The sequence below is a fragment of the Coprococcus sp. AF19-8AC genome (genome assembly GCF_003603115.1).
GTDB lineage: Bacteria > Bacillota > Clostridia > Lachnospirales > Lachnospiraceae > Coprococcus > Coprococcus aceti.
Map to the genome: position 1 here is coordinate 626,031 of NZ_QTMI01000002.1, position 17,059 is coordinate 643,089.

Genomic DNA, 17,059 nt, shown 5'->3' on the forward strand with positions numbered 1-17,059 from the left:
ATTACTGCTATGATAAGAAATGAGAAACTGGAAGATATCTCAGATGGAAGATTATACGATGCGAATGATATGGTGAAGGCGTACTGCGATGAGTGCAAGGGGTGCCATGCCTGCTGCACAGGGATGGGGAGTTCCATCATCCTTGATCCACTGGACGTGATGAGACTTTGTAAGGAGACCGGCAAGAACTTTACGCAGCTGCTTGAAAAGGAGCTTGAGGTCAATGTGGTGGATGGTCTGGTGCTTCCAAATATAAGGATGACGGCGGATAAGTGCCCATTCTTAAACGATGAGGGCAGATGCAGCATCCATAGCGCGAGACCTGGCTTTTGCAGACTCTTTCCACTTGGCAGATATTACACCGATGACGGATTCAGATACATCCTGCAGATACATGAGTGTGAGCGCGCAGGCAGGACTAAGGTCAAGGTGTCGAAATGGATAGATACAGAGGACTTGCCGCGGTACACGAAATATATAAATGACTGGCACAAGTTCCAGAAGGACATGCAGAGAAACCTGATCGAGTATATGCGCGCTGGCGAGGATGAGACAGCGAGAAATCAGACCATGCTGGTGCTGCAGGTTATGTATGTGGGAATGTATGATGCGGAGAAGGATTTCTATGATCAGTTTGATGCCAGACTTGCGCACATTAGGAGTCTGCTGTGTATGACGGAGTAGAAAGGGATGGAATGGAGTATCTGGATGTAACTTTGTTTACCTTGTATCGGAAATCACTTGATCATACAGAGTTATAAATGTAAAAACAGGGTATAGAGTTTATATGGGAAAAGTTAGAGATATCATAGATAAGGCATTTGAATATGGACAGGGCAGAGGTGAACTACCGGGAGTCAATGAGCTGGCTGAAGCTATAAGAATTTTGTCGGATTCAGAGAACCCTCAGAGCTCTCAGGATGATCTCACTGACTTTGAGTATCTCAGAAGGAAGGCTTACGATCTGGCTCATCAGAGTTTTGGCAACAGGATATATATAAGAGGACTTATCGAGTTTACGAACATTTGCAAGAACGATTGCTATTACTGCGGTATCAGGAAGAGCAACAGCCATGTGGACAGATACCGTCTGACAAATGATCAGATACTGTCCTGTGCCGATGAAGGATATGTGCTTGGGTTCAGGACGTTTGTTCTTCAGGGCGGTGAGGACGGAGGATTTTCAGATGAGGCTATAGCTGACATTGTGAGGTGTATCAAGGAGAGATATCCGGACTGTGCCGTCACGCTGTCATTTGGCGAGCATCCATATGAGACTTACAGGCTGTGGCGGATGGCCGGGGCGGACAGATATCTTCTGAGACATGAGACCGCGGACAGGGTGCATTATGAAAGATTACACCCGGATTCGATGAGCTATGACAACAGAGTCAGATGTCTGTACGATCTTAAAAGTCTTGGGTATCAGGTGGGAAGCGGATTCATGGTGGGATCGCCGTATCAGACGCCGGTGAATCTGGCCGAGGATCTGCATTTCCTTGCGAAGCTGCAGCCACAGATGATAGGGATCGGGCCGTATGTTCCTCACAAGGAGACGCCATTTGCGAAGATGGAGCAGGGAACGGTCAAGCAGACGCTGGTGATGATAAGCATGCTGAGACTGATGTTCCCGAAGGCACTCATACCATCCACCACATCTCTCGGAACGATAGCGGCGGATGGCAGGGAGCGTGGGTTTATGCACGGTGCGAATGTGGTCATGCCGAATCTGTCTCCTGTGTCTGTCCGAAAGAAATACGAGCTTTATGACAACAAGATATGCACGGGGGAGGAATCCGCCCAGTGCCGCGGCTGCCTTGACAGGCGCGCAGAGGCGTTCGGATTCCAGATTGTTGTCGATAGAGGAGACTATATATCATAAGGAGGACCCGCGTAAGCGGGAGATTCCTTATGATGTACGCAGACGCCGCGCGAAGCGCCTTTCATGCGTCTGCACCTTAAGGAGGACCCGCGTAAGCTCATTTTTACTCTCTCTCTTCCTTGATGAACATGAACAGAAAGCTTACGAACAGCAGACAGCAGGAGAACCAGATGGTCCTCATATCAAATATACGGATGAAGTGACCGCCTATAGCTGCGCCGATTCCGAACAGCAGGATGATCGCCCAGTAGCATAGGGATTTGAACAGTGTGTTCCTGTCCTTTGTTCTGAAGTATGCACACAGGGCATCTGTGCCGCTCCGGATATTTCCAATGCACATGGTGCTGGCAAATGCGTAGCCATTGACCTTCCTGAATGCCTGAACCTGCATGGCACATGAAAATGAAACCATGGCATTTGCGAGAAGATTGAGTTTTATGGGAAGAAATCCCACGATAAGAAGCAGAAAAATCTCACACAATACAACGATCTGTCTCCAGTGAAACTGCTGCATATTCTGAAATTTCTGTTTTATACACTCGGCAGCAGCAATTCCAAGCGCAAAAAATAATAGAGGAACGGCATAGTGTACACACATTCTCCAGTTTCGGTCTACAAGATTCTGACCGAGAAGAACTATGTTGCCTGTCTGTGCATTTGCAAATACCTTTCCTCTGAATATATAGGTATATGCATCCTGCAGACCTCCTGATATTGACAGGAAGGCCGCGGTGATGAAAGATTCTGACATTTGTCTATGTGGATAAAACTTCATGGTTCATATACTCCTTGGTTGTAGATTTGACATTCAGGCGCTGATCTCATCTGGGGGACGGAGGTACCTGACCCCATTCGGGGATCAGGTGCAGTACCTGAAGGTTTTGTCCGTCAGGATCCTTGCAAATATAAGTCCAAGTGGCAGGGCTATGATGATCATGATGGCAGCCGCAAACCAGGACACGGCATCGGAAAGTGACATGATTCCAAAGTTGTATATTGCACGATAAAGATAAAGCCCTGGAACCATGATGACTATGGATGGGACTGTCAGTGAGATTCGCGGATAACCGTTGGTGCTTTTGATGAATGAAGCGAGCAGTCCGGCCGTGAGGGCTCCGGCAAATGCGGCGGCAGCTGCAGGGATGCCGGCAAGATCTACAAGTTCTAGACGTAGAGTGTTGGCTATGGCGCCGATGGCAGCTGCTGTGGCAGCCATGTGTATGGAGCTGTTGAACATGATGGAGAATCCGAACACACCGCAGAAGCTGGTAATCAGTCTGAACACCAGATGAAGTCCTGGTGTTATGTCGAGTGCCGCAAAATCCTGTGGGTGTAGCTTCAGCAGAAGCGCCATGATCCATGCGAACATCGTTGCCACAAGCACAATGATGATCGAGTATGTAAGCCTCTCAAGTCCTGATCTCAGATCCAGCTTTGCAAGGTCTATACCGCTGGTGATGAATGGAAATCCCGGTATGATGAACAGCATTGAGCAGATATATCCGGCTTCGTGGAAGGCGGGTATATGAAATGCCAGCTCGGCGGCCTTTAGCAGCAGTGCGTACACAAGACAAGCGGCTGACACGGATACAGCTATGTTCATATATAAAGTAAAATGGTGTTTGATAAGCTTTGTCCTTATGAGGTTTCCGATTCCGGCTGCGACAAATGCCAGCATCATTTCTACAGGCCCGCCGCCTAGAAGAAATGTGAAGGCACAGCAAGCGAGGGCAGAGGCAAGTCCGAGACGGAGAGGAGAGTACAAGGTATGTATTTTTTCTATCTCATCAAGTCTCTGATGGATTTCCTCACCGGTCAGATGCGCCTCTTCATTTGGAAAATTGTCAACAAACTGCTCCATTCTGTAGAGTTTTGAGGTGTTCACGCCTGTATTGGCGATGCACAGGGACTGTGATACACAGTCGTGACCGTCAAAACAGTTGAATTCTATGGACATGAGTCCGACATCGACGGTACATGTGACTCCCAGTTCCTTGGAAAGCCTGTTCATGGAAGTACGGACACGCCATGCACCTGTTCCGCATGAGAGCATGATAAGACCGACTCTGCCTATGACAGAAGCCTTTTCAATCAGACCTGCCTTGCATATGAGTACATTGCTGTCGGCACTGGCGTAGTCATGCCATGGAATCTCCATGTGATTTTTTTCCATAATGTCTATGTATGATTCCGCATTTACGTTTTTTGCATTCTTACTTTTCCGCATATATGATCGCCTCGGCTTTCGCAACGTGTCTTTCCAGATTCTTCATGAGCAGTGAATCCGGCAGGAATATTCCAAGCTCGTCATATCGCATGCCTTGTTTGTCCAAAGTATCCTGACCGTAGAATACAAATGCCATGGGAAGATTCTTTTCCAGTTCAACCATGATATCCCACACAGCACAGTATGCCTCAGCTTCGGTCTCCTTGAGCTTTACCGTGTCCGGCAGCTCCCTGATGAGCAGGACTCCGGTGCACTCTTCAAGGATCTTCTGCCCGACTTCCATGTTGTCAGAAGTGTATTCATGGCTGTATCTGTACGCCTTTGCAAGATACATATTCTCGTTGTGTGTCATATGTGTGTATATATCGTGAAAGTGCTGATAATCCTTTTCTCTTACAGAGTTTCTGAATTCAGGCAGAAGTTCGCCGTGCTCACCGGTCATGATGACAGGATTGGTCTTGCCATCGGCGTTGAAGCGATATGGGATAAGGTAGGAATTCCTTAGCAGATCGAACATGGTATTGTTGCAGATGGACATGAGGAATGCCGACATATCTCTGTCCAGATAAGCTGAGAGCAGTGATTTTGTAAATTCTTCCGGTGAAAGATTGCAGTCGAAGTCATCATTGCAGAACAGGTAATTACAGAATGTGTCCATGAGCTTTTCACATGCCCAGGGATCCCTGAGGATTTTTTCAAATAATATTTCTGATTTTTCTTCCCTTGGGAAAATGGTCTTTTCTTCCATAGATATGCGCATCCTTTCATATGATAAATGCTGTCTTGTCATTTAAATCTGGTTAGATTATACTATTGGAGTAGCAATAAGTGAAAATCATAATTGATATGGCAGTGATAACAAAATGATATGCTGGGGCTGCTGCATGGAAAATAATTTTAAGAAAGGGAGTATAGCAGACATGTAATATAGTCTGTGGCTAACAATAGATTATGAACATTAATTTCGAGTATTATAAGATATTTTATTATGTTGCGAGATATCATAACTTTACCAAAGCCGCAAAGGTTCTTGGAAACAGTCAGCCAAATGTGACCAGGGCGATGAACTGCCTGGAGCAGCAGCTTGGAAGGATACTATTTGTCAGGACAAACAGGGGTGTACAGCTCACAAGAGACGGGGAACAGCTCTATTCATATGTGGAGGCTGCAATGTCACAGCTTCTGACGGCGGAGGATGAGCTGGCAGATGGTGAGAATCTCACTCACGGAAGTATAACGATAGGTGTCAGTGAGACGGCGTTAAATATATATCTGCTGGACAGACTGCGGGCATTTCACATGGCGTATCCGGGTATAAATCTCAAGATATACAACCATTCTACACCTCAGGCTGTGGAGGAAGTGAAGAATGGAAGTATAGACTTTGCAGTAGTTACAACTCCGGCTGATGTGGAGGCTCCTCTCAAGAAGATCGTGCTGCAGTCATATCGTGAGATACTTATCGGCGGAACGACATTTTCTTCACTTAAAAAGCAAAAACTGTCCATTGCGGAGATGAGGAACTATCCTATGATCTGTCTAGGCAGGGAGACTATGACATTCAGATTCTACGACAGAATATTCAGGGAGCATGGCGTGGAGCTTGCGCCGGACACGGAGGCGGCCACCACGGATCAGATACTGCCACTTGTGAAGTGTGAGCTTGGACTTGCATTTATACCGGAACTGATGGCGAGGGAGGCAGTAAAGAACAAAGAGGTTGTAAAGCTTTCACTTGAGGAAAAGCTTCCGGACAGGAATGTATGTCTTGTGTATGACTGCCTGCACCCGCTGAATGAGGCAGCAAAGCAGTTCAAGAAAATAATAGTAGAAAGCAGGTGAGAATATGACACTTCAGCAGCTTAGATATGTGGTGATGGTTGCGGATACGGGCACGATCACCGAGGCTGCGAACCGGCTGTATATATCCCAGCCAAGCCTGACAAATGCCATCCATGAGCTGGAAAAAGAGATGGGGATAAATATATTCAACAGGTCAAATAAGGGAATAAGTCCGTCCATAGAGGGCGAGGTCTTCCTCGGCTATGCGAGACAGGTGCTTGAGCAGGCGAAGGTCCTTGAGGACAAATACAAGGGGGACGATGGCGGCAAGAAGAGCTTCTGCGTGTCCACCCAGCATTATTCATTTGCGGTAAATGCATTTGTTGACCTGATAAAGAGGTATGGACAGGACGAATATGATTTCAGCATAAGGGAGACACAGACCTATGAGATCATAGATGATGTCGCCAGGATGAGAAGCGAGATCGGAATATTGTTCATGAATGACTTTAATGAGAAGGTGCTGAACAAGATCCTCAGAGCAAATGACCTGGAATTTCATGAGCTGTTTGTGGCAAAGCCTCACGTGTTCATAAGCAGAAAGCATCCACTGGCGAAGAACGATATCATAACAAATGAAGAGCTGGAGGCGTATCCATATCTGTCATTTGAGCAGGGAGAGCACAACTCTTTTTACTTCTCGGAGGAAATATTCTCTACGACGGAGCGAAAGAAGAATATAAGAGTCAGGGATAGAGCGACACTGTTCAATCTGCTGATAGGTCTGAATGGATATACTGTGTGCAGCGGTGTCATAGATGAAAAGCTGAACGGCAAGGACATTATATCGGTGCCACTTGCGGATGAGAGCGATATGAGGATAGGGTATATCGTCCACAGGAAGGCGATCCTCAGCAGACTTGGAAACACCTATCTCGGTGCGTTGGCAAATTATCTCACGGCTGGCAGTGACGAGCCGGAAGATTCAGTAAAAATTCCTCAGAGAAAGCTCCAACACAGGGGACGCTTCAACGAGATGAGGGATAACGGAGAGCCTGCCTGCGGAGATGTGAGGGAGAAGGCGGCGGAACATATGAGAAGGGTTAAAACCACATAGCTGACATAGAATAAAAGACATAGAAATAGCGTGGGTATAGCAAAAAACTATATCCACGCTATATTTTTATGTATTATACAAGCGAACCAGAGCTTCATATAATGTCAACAACAAACAAGAAAATAACACTGGTCTATGAGATATGCCAGTGAGTGAGCAGGAGGATATGATGAAGACATCAGTTATAGGATTTCCGAGGGTGGGAACATTAAGAGAGTTAAAATTTGCATCTGAAAAATATTTCAGACATGAGATAACGGCGCAGGAGCTTACAGGAATTGCAGCGGATCTCAGACACAGACACTGGATGACACAGGTGGCAGCAGGGATAGGCTTTATTCCGTGCAACGACTTTTCATTTTACGATATAGTGCTTGATACAGCAGTTCTTCTCGGAATTGTGCCAAAGAGATACAGAGAGCTAAATGTCTCAAAGCTTGACACGTACTTTGCCATGGCAAGGGGGTATCAGGGAGAATCCGGGGATGTGAAGGCTCTTGCGATGAAGAAGTGGTTTAACACAAACTATCATTACATAGTTCCGGAGATAGAGGATGACACAGTGATAAGCCTTGACTGCGAGAAACTTACAGGTGAATACGAGGAGGCCAAGGAGCTGGGGATCAAGACAAAGCCTGTGGTTATAGGACCATACACAATGCTTAAGCTATGCAGATATGTGGGATCAAAGAATGCAGAAGATTTTGCTGATGATGTGGCAGAGGCTTACAGACAGCTCATCGCCGAGTGCGATGAAGAGAATGTGGAGTGGCTGCAATTTGATGAACCATCATTGGTGAGAGATATGGATGACGATGATAAGGCACTTTTCCACAGGGTGTATGACAGGGTATTTGCAGATCGTGCAGACTGTAAGATACTTCTCCAGACATATTTCGGTGATGTGAGGGATGTGTATGAAGATATCATAAATATGCCATTTGCCGGAATAGGCCTTGATTTTATAGAGGGCAAACAGACCGGTCAGCTTATAGACAGATACGGCTTCCCTGGGGATAAGGTACTTTTTGCCGGCCTGGTAAATGGCAAAAATATATGGAGAAATCATTACGACAAGACTCTCAAGGTAGTAGGGCAGCTCCGCGATAAGAAGATAGATGTGGTTCTGTCTACATCATGCTCACTGCTTCATGTGCCATACACACTTAAGCAAGAGATGAAGCTGTCACAGGACTATCTGAGGTTCTTTGCATTTGCGGAGGAGAAGCTTACTGAACTCTCGGAGCTTGCGGCACTAGCCGAGAGCTATAACTACACAGAGCTTGAGGCATACCACAAGAATCAGGAGTTATTTGCAGGAACAAGAGACTGCAACAGCAACGAGGTGAGACAGAGACTGGCGGCAGTGACTGAGGCGGATTATGTAAGACTTCCGAAGAGAAGCGAGAGGCAGGCACTTCAGAAGAAGGAATTTGGGCTTCCTGAGCTTCCGACAACCACTATAGGTTCATTCCCACAGACTAAGGATGTGAAGTCACAGAGAGCACAGCTCAGAAAGGGAGAGATATCTGAGCAGGGATATGTGGACTTTGTAAAGGGAAAGATAAAGGAATGTGTAAAGTGGCAGGAGGACATCGGACTGGATGTGCTAGTGCATGGCGAGTATGAACGAAATGACATGGTTGAATATTTCGGTGAGGCACTTGGCGGATTCCTGTTCACTGAGAAAGCATGGGTACAGTCATATGGAACGAGATGCGTAAAGCCGCCTGTGATATGGGGTGACGTATACCGCAAAAAGCCGATCACGGTTGATTGGTCTGTATATGCGCAGTCGCTCACAGACAAGATCATGAAGGGAATGTTGACCGGTCCGGTGACGATACTCAACTGGTCATTCCCAAGGGAGGATATATCAATCAAGGAATCTATATCACAGATAGCGCTTGCGATCAGAGATGAGGTGCTGGATCTGGAGGCGCATGGAATAAAGATGATACAGATAGATGAGGCTGCACTCAGAGAAAAGCTTCCACTCAGAAAATCTGATTGGTATACGGAGTACCTTGATTTTGCGATACCTGCATTCCGTCTGACACACAGCGGTGTGAAGGCTGAGACACAGATACACACACATATGTGCTACAGTGAATTTACGGATATCATACCTGCCATAGATGATATGGACGCGGATGTGATCACATTTGAGGCGTCAAGATCCGATCTGCAGATCCTGGATTCTCTCAGGGAGAACAACTTCGAGACAGAGGTGGGACCTGGCGTATATGATATTCACTCTCCAAGAGTTCCGTCGGTGGCAGAGATCGTGAAGGCGGTAAATGTCATGCTCACGAAGATAGGCAGGGATAAGCTCTGGATCAATCCGGACTGCGGTCTTAAGACCAGAGGTGTGCCTGAGACTGACGCCAGCCTCAGAAATATGGTTGAGGCTGCCAGACAGGTAAGAAAATAATATATAAAATGCTTGACAAATTCACATAAATATTACGCAAGTCAGTCATAATGATGATCCGGTTATACGATTGGAAAAAGAGGATGAATACCGGGAAGTCGAGAATCTAGTGCGGAATAGTTTTTGGAATGTGTATCGTCCCGGCTGTCTGGAACACTATGTGCTCAATCAGCTGAGAAATGACAGTGCATTTGTCCCGAAACTGGATTTTGTAATGCTGTTAAATGGAGAATTCATCGGGCAGAACATGTTTATGAGGGCGGAAATAACAGCGGATGATGGAAGAAGTATTCGGGTTATGACGATGGGCCCTATATGCATAAAGAATGAACTTAAGCGTAAGGGCTATGGAAAGATACTGCTGGATTATTCGTTGCAGAAAGCTGCAGAGCTCGGCTGCGGTGCACTATGCTTTGAGGGGAATATTGATTTTTATGGCAAAAGCGGATTCAGACCGGCAAGCGAGTTTGGCATTCGCTATCATGGACTTGATGAGGGGGAGGATGCATCGTTTTTCCTCTGCAAGGAGCTGATTTCCGGATATCTTGATGGAGTCACGGGTGAGTACGCTCCGCCAGAAGGATATTTCGTGGACGAAAAGGCTGTGGAAGAATTCGACAGGCAGTTTCCATATAAAGAGAAAAAAACACTGCCCGGACAGATATTTTCATAAGGAGGACCCGCCGTAAAATAAAAGAAAATTGTTACTAAAGCTCGCAAAGTTGCAAAAACCGCCAAAAAAAGGTTGGAAAAGTTGCAAAAATCACCGCGAAAAGGTTGGAAAAGTTGCAAAAAATTGATATCATAGGGATAGAAAAGTTGCAAATGCAGTATGTGGGGTGATTTTATGCTGGAAAGATCGGCAAAAAAATATATAGATTCATGGATTCAGAGCGGCAGAGACGCTTTGTTCATAACGGGAGCGAGACAGATCGGTAAGACATATCTTATAAAAGAATGCCTCAGGGAAAGTGGAGTGCCATATGTGGAATTGAATTTTATTGACCAGCCGGAGCTTGTCACATTGTTTGGCGGTGCCAGAGATGCAAAGGATCTGCTTATGAGACTTAGTCTGGTGACTAAACAGCCTCTTGAGAAAGGCCGTACGATCATATTTCTGGATGAGGTGCAGGAGTTTAAAGATATAGTGACAAGAGTGAAGTTTCTGGTGGAAGATGGGAGCTACAGGTATATTATGAGCGGTTCGCTTTTGGGCGTAGAGCTGAATGACCTCAGATCTGCACCGGTTGGATATCTGCGTGTATGCGATATGTATCCGATGGATTTGTGCGAATTTATGGTTTCTGTTGGTGTGAATCAGAATGTGATCGACACACTGAAGGAATGCTTTACGCAGAGGCTGCCTGTTGATTCGTTTGTACATGAAAAAATGCTTGATGTATTCAATCTGTATCTTATCGTGGGCGGGATGCCGGAGGCGGTCAATACCTATGTGGAGACAAATGATCTTGCGAAGGTAGCGGAGGTACATGAAAAGATAGTTAGATTATATAAGAGTGATTTTACAAAGTATGAGACAAGATACAAGCTGAAACTGCAGGAGATATATGATGCTATGCCGGGACAGCTTGATCAGAAAAATAAAAGATTCCAGATCAATAGTATAGGTAAAGGCCTCAGTTATTATAGGGTTGCAAATGATTTTCTGTGGCTTAAGGATGCTGGGGTTGCGATACCGGTCTATAATATAAGTGAGCCGAAACTTCCGCTTGTGATCAGTGAGAATAGGAATCTGTTTAAACTATTTTTCTCCGATGTAGGGCTGCTGACAAGCAGGTATTCGGATCAGGTGAAAATGGCGATACTGAATAAAGAAAAATCTATAAACAATGGTGCGCTATTTGAAAATGTGGTTTCCCAGGAACTACTCAGCAAAGGTCATAAAGAATATTATTTTAACAGCAAAAAGCAGGGTGAACTTGATTTTGTAATAGAACTGAATGGAAAAGTAGTTCCACTGGAGATAAAATCGGGTAAGGATTACAAACGGCACTCTGCGTTGTGTAATGTCTTGGCTGATGAAAATTACGGAATAGAATATGCATATGTTTTTTCGGAGGGAAATGTAGAGGTCAGCGGCAAAAAAGTATATTTGCCGATATATATGATTGCGTTTCTGGAAAACGAAAAGATGGCTGACACGATATATAAACTTGACCTATCAGGGTTGACGTTCGATAAGGATATGTAGCATCAGTTTTCGCCTGTTGACGAGCCGATGTTAAAAAATAGGAGAGACAGCATGAAGATAAAGATGTGCGGAATCACGACCCCGGCCGATGTGGCCGCGGTGAATGAGGTGAGACCTGATTATATAGGAATGGTGATGTATTTCCCGAAATCAAAGAGAAATGTCAGTGTGGATACTGCGCGCAGATTACTTGAAGAACTGAGGGAAGATGTGAAGAAGGTTGCGGTGGTGGTATCCCCGGATGAGGAGCAGATAACAGAGATAGCAGAGCTGGGCTTTGATTTCATCCAGATTCATGGACAGGTCAGCGATGAGCTTATAGAGAGTGCACATTTGCCTGTGTGGAAGGCATTCAATGTAAAGGATATGGATATGTATCTACATTATCAAAGCCTTTCGAATATTGCAGGTTATGTGTTCGATGCCGGTGAACCTGGAAGTGGCAAGACATTTGACTGGAATAGTTTGAATGAAATAGAGCGTGATGGAAGGCTGTTTGTGCTTGCCGGAGGTCTCACGCCGGACAATGTGCGGCGGGCGATAGAGCAGGTACATCCCGACGTAGTCGATGTGTCATCTGGCATAGAGTACGATGTGGTAGGTGGCGTTCAAAAACCGGGCAAGGATCCGGAGAAGATGCGCCAGATGAAGAGGAATATCGCTGCTTGGTAGATTTGTATCTAAATACTTATACAAGCGGAAAAAAGGACAAAGTTTGGAGACTTTGTCCTTTTTCATGAGATAAACTTAATTTAGCGATAATTTTGTATCTATTTCACTTGCATGGTAAATCCAAATTCCCACTCATCCTCGTCAAATCTGTATTTCTCATCAAGCTCGGGGCCGCAGCTGTTGGAGCCGATTCCGTTCTGGCGATAGTCTATGCACAGGACGGATTTGCCGCTCTCCGGCAGCTCGTAGTTGTGGGCTGCATTGGTCAGTTCCTCTGCGGTGTAAGGCGAGGCGTTCATTGAAAATGGCACAGCGGATGTCACGGTTATGCTGTGGGCTGTTGTAGCTGCGATCGTTTCGGCTGTCTGCGCATTGCAAATGCTCTGATATGATGAACCGTTGACAAAGTTATTTTTGTCGGAGCTATTCCTGTCAGACTCGTCGCTTGCTCCAGTGGCACTGACCTGAACAAGGCTACAGTCAAAGTGGCTTCCATTTTCCTGTGGCATGATATAGTCCTCGTGCATCTCGTCAATGGATGCAGAAAATGAGCCATGCCAGCTTGCATGGTGCTTGTCTGCGTAGCTTTCATATGGACCCATACCGATATAATTTACATTTCGCATATCTTCTCTCAAAATCATCCTCACGCCAAATCTTGGGAGCATAGGGAATTCAGCATTTTTCTTTACATGCATTTTTGATTTTATAGTTCCTTCAGGTGTTATTATCCATTCAGCGTTTATCCTCAGAACCGGCTGTACCGTCGGTGCAGAGAGGCTGGATGTACATGTAATCACAGCACATCCGTCTTTCACAATACAGCTTGTATCATAGGTCCGCTCAGATACCATATCATAGTGCGCTCTTAACCACTCGTTCTTTATATTTCTGTCATTGTCCGTAGGTGCGCGCCAGATTGTCTTATCGCATGGAGCAGCGAGAAGTTCCTGACCGTCAATTGCTAAGCCTGTAAAGTTTCCTGTGTTCCTGTCAAATATATATTCAAAATTACTTCCGCTGACAACAAATTCTGTGTCGCTTTCCGATACATGAAGATGGGCAGAAGCTGTATCCTGAGTAGTCAGATATTGTTCCGCCAAATTCTGCGCCTTGTCCAAAAACGATGCTTTATCCAGGACCTTGTCTGCGTTCTGTTTTTGTGTGGCAAGTTCTATTTCGTCAAATCCCAGCACATCACCTTCTCTGACAAATGCACTGTCACAAGCTGCCTTATATATCACACGGAGAAACATTCTGTGTGTAATAATATCTTTTGTGCAATCGGCGACATCTGAACATTCAACAACACTTGAACGATCGGTAACATCCGAGCTGTCAGAAATGTCAGAATGACTTGATGCATATAAGTCTGACGATGACTTCTGTATATTTGTAACAGGGCTCAGGCTGATAGTTCCGACACTGTGAGGAGCTATGGAAGGCGTGTCGATATCCCCGGATGCGGCAACCTGACCATCTCGCATAACCTCGTAGCTCATTGTGAGGTAGTCCCTGATGTCAGTGAAATCCATGTAGTTGTGCAGAGTCAAAACTCCATTTGTCTCATCATAGCCGGTGATCCTTACCGGGCGGTTGATGTTCTTGAATTCAAGAAGTCCTGTGTGTGGTCTGCGGTCCGGATACACCAGACCATCCATACAGAAGTTGCCGTCGTGGATAGTCTCACCGCTGTCTCCACCGTAGGCGTATATATCCTTGCCGTTTGCCGCTTTACTCTTGTATATGGCGTGGTCACACCACTCCCACACAAATCCTCCGCAAGTGGTTTCGTGGCTGTCGAAGAACTGGAAATAGTCCTCCAGATCTCCGGGACCGTTGCCCATGGCATGGCAGTATTCGCACAGGATGTAAGGCTTGTCGCCATCACCATCTATATATTCAGCCATCTCGGATATGGATGGATACATTCTGCTGTAGAGATCCAGATTGCTGTAGTCATATTTTCTCTTACCGTCTGTATACTGTGCACTCTCGTAGTGGGTGAGACGGGAGCTGTCATAGGACTTGACCCATGCCAGAGCCTCCTCAAATGTCACGCCGTAAGCACTCTCATTTCCCATGGACCAGATGACTACGCTGGCACGGTTCTTGTCCCTCATGACGCAGCGCCTGATGCGGTCAAGAATGGATTCACAGAATTCAGGATTGTTGGCGATCGGCTCATTCCACCTTGCTGCCTTGTTATCCCAATTATTATCAGAATAGAACAATTCACTTGGACCATGTGCCTCTATGTCAGCCTCGTCTATCACATAGAATCCATATTCGTCGCAGAGCTCATAGAAATAAGGAACATTTGGATAATGGCTTGTCCTTATGGCGTTGACATTGTGCCGCTTCATGAGAGACATATCCCTGATGATCTGTTCTCTGCTGATCGTAAAACCGGTCACAGGGTCGGAATCATGTCTGTTCACTCCATGGAACTTGATCGGCATGCCGTTGATGTACACGATCTTATTCTCTATCGTTATCTCCCTGATTCCTATCCTGTCAGTGATGACCTCACCGGCGCATCTTATGATGACAGTGTAGAGATATGGCTTTTCTGCATTCCACAGCACAGGGGAGTCGATCGACAAAGTAATGCTGCTGGAGCTGGCTGCGGTTTTGCCTTCGTCTGCATTGGTATTGGCATCGCTCTGAGCGGAAATTTCACATTTTACACAGCCTGATGAACATATGCTGCCATCGGCGTCCAGAATGGTAACTTCAATATCAAAATTTGAATCAGCGCCTTTATCAACCACTGTTTCTGGTTTTGATAAAAAACGGTCTTCAACGCAGGAATATTCTGTAAATGCTGTGAAGTCTATGGTTACATCTGCCTTAGTTGGATCCTTTATATCGTCACAGCTGGTCTTTATGAAATAGTCATATACAGCACCCTCAGAGCGTTTCAGGATATATACATCCCTGAAAATACCGCTCATGCGGAACTTATCCTGATCCTCAAGATAGCTTCCGTCACACCATTTGAGAACCAGCACGCAGAGCCTGTTGGAGCCGTTTCTTATGAATTCGGTTATGTCAAATTCACTGGTTGAGTGGGACACCTGGCTGTAGCCAACATACCTGCCGTTGAGCCATACATAGAAACAGGAATCTATACCCTCAAAGTTCAAGTGCGCGAGTGGTGCGTCCTCGTTCTGATCGTAGATAAAGTCTGTCTCATATGCACCACAAGGGTTGTCCTTTGGAACATAAGGTGGGTCAAATGCAAATGGATACCTGACATTGGTGTACTGGTGATAGTCGTATCCGTGCATCTGCCATACTGATGGAACCGGAATATCATCGAAACCGGATATATCATATCCCTCACTGTGGAATTCGTCCTGAAGCTTATAAATGCTGTCATAGTAGCGGAACTTCCAGGTTCCATTCAGAAACTGTACTCTGTCCGAGTGATCCCTTGCATCAAGGGATGTGCTGTATGCCTTCCCAGCAGGAATATAGTAATTCCTATCCGGCATGGTGTTCTCATGCAGAATATGCAGATTTTCGTAGTGACGCGGAATGATCATAACAATACCTCCTGTGGTTAATTTAATATATAAAACGTTGTATATTCGTCGTTTGTTAGATATATTATAAGATAACGGCACATGAAAAGTCCATACATATAATGAGACAAAATATGCACATTCTAGTTTTATAAGGCGGATACGCCGCACCCTGCAAGTCCGCTTGCAGGGTGAAGTCTCTGAACAGACAAAAGAAAAAGTATAAAGCATACAGGATGTGCCTGCACACGCTTCAAAATAGTGTAAAAATAGTGAAATAATAGTGTAATTTGCCATATAGAAAGGAGCCACACATGTATACAAACTCAGCATATCTTCACAACTCACTGCTCGACATAGTGGACAAGAGCAGACCGCTCATAGTCACAAGCTGCGGAACTTACAAGCTGTATACGCAGAAGGAGTTTACAACCTACAGACCAAAAGGGCGAAAAGATTATCAGCTAATATACGTGGCGGCGGGTAAAGCACATTTTGAGATAGACGGAAAGGATATGATTGCCTGCCCCGGAAATATGGTTATCTACAGACCAAGACAGATGCAGAGGTATGTGTATTACGGGGACGAACACACGGAAGTATTCTGGGTGCATTTCACCGGGGGAGAGGTGAAGCAGATATTCAGACGATATGGGATAGATGATGATGTGAATATATTTTATGGTGGAGACCATGCGGAGTATAGAACCCTGTTCAAACAGATGATACAGGAACTGCAGCTCTGCCGGGATGACTACGAGGAGATGCTGGAATATATATTCAGACAGATACTTATCTCAGTTCACAGGCAGCAGGGACAGGATGATTCCAAAAATGTGTCAGCCATGGCGGAGGAGATGGACCGCGCAGCGGGATATTTCGGAGAGCATTACAACGAGGAGATAGTTGTTGAGGATTATGCAAATGAGCATAACATGAGCGTTAGCTGGTTTATACGGAATTTCAGGCAGCGCATCGGCACCACGCCCACACAGTACATCATGGCGAAGCGAGTAGCCAATGCCCAGATGCTTCTCGAGAGCTCTGATTATAACATGACAGAGATCGCCAAGATTGTTGGATACGACAACCCCCTCTACTTCAGCAGGGTGTTCAAGAAAGAAAAGGGGATGTCACCGATGGAGTACAGGAAGTCGATCAGGCGGTGATAAATAGCTGGAAAAAATTTATCATTAAGTGTAT

At 45.6% G+C, this 17,059-nt stretch carries 13 protein-coding genes; 9 read left to right on the top strand and 4 right to left on the bottom strand.

The window, feature by feature from the left end; all coding sequences use genetic code 11:
* The first annotated feature begins 9 nt into the window (after nucleotides 1-9).
* Nucleotides 10-684, top strand: coding sequence for a YkgJ family cysteine cluster protein (locus tag DWX57_RS07530; protein WP_015534575.1), 675 nt, complete (start codon nucleotides 10-12; stop codon nucleotides 682-684).
* A 103-nt stretch (nucleotides 685-787) separates the two neighbouring features.
* Nucleotides 788-1,882 carry a [FeFe] hydrogenase H-cluster radical SAM maturase HydE gene (gene hydE / locus DWX57_RS07535; protein ID WP_120123397.1) on the top strand — a complete coding sequence of 365 codons (1,095 nt, stop codon included), beginning with the start codon at nucleotides 788-790 and terminating at the stop codon, nucleotides 1,880-1,882.
* Nucleotides 1,883-1,985: 103 nt separating this feature from the next.
* Here the strand turns inward: hydE and DWX57_RS07540 are convergent, their stop codons facing one another.
* The 3 genes from DWX57_RS07540 to DWX57_RS07550 all read right to left on the bottom strand — a co-directional run bounded on the left by DWX57_RS07540 (nucleotide 1,986) and on the right by DWX57_RS07550 (nucleotide 4,857).
* Nucleotides 1,986-2,657, bottom strand: a complete 672-nt coding sequence (locus DWX57_RS07540; RefSeq protein WP_120123399.1) for a YoaK family protein — start codon at nucleotides 2,655-2,657, stop codon at nucleotides 1,986-1,988.
* A gap of 84 nt (nucleotides 2,658-2,741) precedes the next feature.
* A complete protein-coding gene (locus DWX57_RS07545) occupies nucleotides 2,742-4,109 on the bottom strand; it encodes a threonine/serine ThrE exporter family protein (RefSeq protein ID WP_120123401.1) in 1,368 nt (455 codons plus the stop codon).
* Nucleotides 4,096-4,857, bottom strand: coding sequence for a DUF4866 domain-containing protein (locus tag DWX57_RS07550; protein WP_055280157.1), 762 nt, complete (start codon nucleotides 4,855-4,857; stop codon nucleotides 4,096-4,098). Before DWX57_RS07550 ends, DWX57_RS07545 begins: the two co-directional genes overlap by 14 nt.
* Nucleotides 4,858-5,060: 203 nt before the next feature.
* Here DWX57_RS07550 and DWX57_RS07555 point away from each other — a divergent pair, with 203 nt between their 5' ends.
* From DWX57_RS07555 to DWX57_RS07580, 6 genes are all read left to right on the top strand, one after another.
* Nucleotides 5,061-5,951 (top strand): LysR family transcriptional regulator, encoded by an 891-nt coding sequence (locus tag DWX57_RS07555; protein ID WP_117550120.1) that lies wholly within the window; start codon nucleotides 5,061-5,063, stop codon nucleotides 5,949-5,951.
* A gap of 4 nt (nucleotides 5,952-5,955) precedes the next feature.
* On the top strand, nucleotides 5,956-7,008 hold the full coding sequence (locus DWX57_RS07560) for a LysR family transcriptional regulator (protein ID WP_120123403.1): 1,053 nt from the start codon (nucleotides 5,956-5,958) through the stop codon (nucleotides 7,006-7,008).
* Nucleotides 7,009-7,177: 169 nt separating this feature from the next.
* On the top strand, nucleotides 7,178-9,442 hold the full coding sequence (metE, locus tag DWX57_RS07565; protein ID WP_120123405.1) for a 5-methyltetrahydropteroyltriglutamate--homocysteine S-methyltransferase: 2,265 nt from the start codon (nucleotides 7,178-7,180) through the stop codon (nucleotides 9,440-9,442).
* A gap of 109 nt (nucleotides 9,443-9,551) precedes the next feature.
* Entirely contained in the window at nucleotides 9,552-10,115 is a 564-nt protein-coding gene (locus tag DWX57_RS07570) for a GNAT family N-acetyltransferase (RefSeq protein WP_243106190.1), read from the top strand.
* A 174-nt stretch (nucleotides 10,116-10,289) separates the two neighbouring features.
* A complete protein-coding gene (locus tag DWX57_RS07575; RefSeq protein WP_120123408.1) occupies nucleotides 10,290-11,654 on the top strand; it encodes an ATP-binding protein in 1,365 nt (454 codons plus the stop codon).
* A gap of 51 nt (nucleotides 11,655-11,705) precedes the next feature.
* On the top strand, nucleotides 11,706-12,326 hold the full coding sequence (locus DWX57_RS07580; RefSeq protein ID WP_120123410.1) for a phosphoribosylanthranilate isomerase: 621 nt from the start codon (nucleotides 11,706-11,708) through the stop codon (nucleotides 12,324-12,326).
* Nucleotides 12,327-12,424: 98 nt separating this feature from the next.
* On the opposite strand, the gene DWX57_RS07585 is transcribed toward DWX57_RS07580, so the two are convergent.
* On the bottom strand, nucleotides 12,425-15,877 hold the full coding sequence (locus tag DWX57_RS07585; RefSeq protein ID WP_120123412.1) for a glycoside hydrolase family 2 TIM barrel-domain containing protein: 3,453 nt from the start codon (nucleotides 15,875-15,877) through the stop codon (nucleotides 12,425-12,427).
* 293 nt (nucleotides 15,878-16,170) lie between these two features.
* Here DWX57_RS07585 and DWX57_RS07590 point away from each other — a divergent pair, with 293 nt between their 5' ends.
* Nucleotides 16,171-17,025, top strand: a complete 855-nt coding sequence (locus DWX57_RS07590; protein WP_117550132.1) for an AraC family transcriptional regulator — start codon at nucleotides 16,171-16,173, stop codon at nucleotides 17,023-17,025.
* Nucleotides 17,026-17,059: the final 34 nt, after the last annotated feature.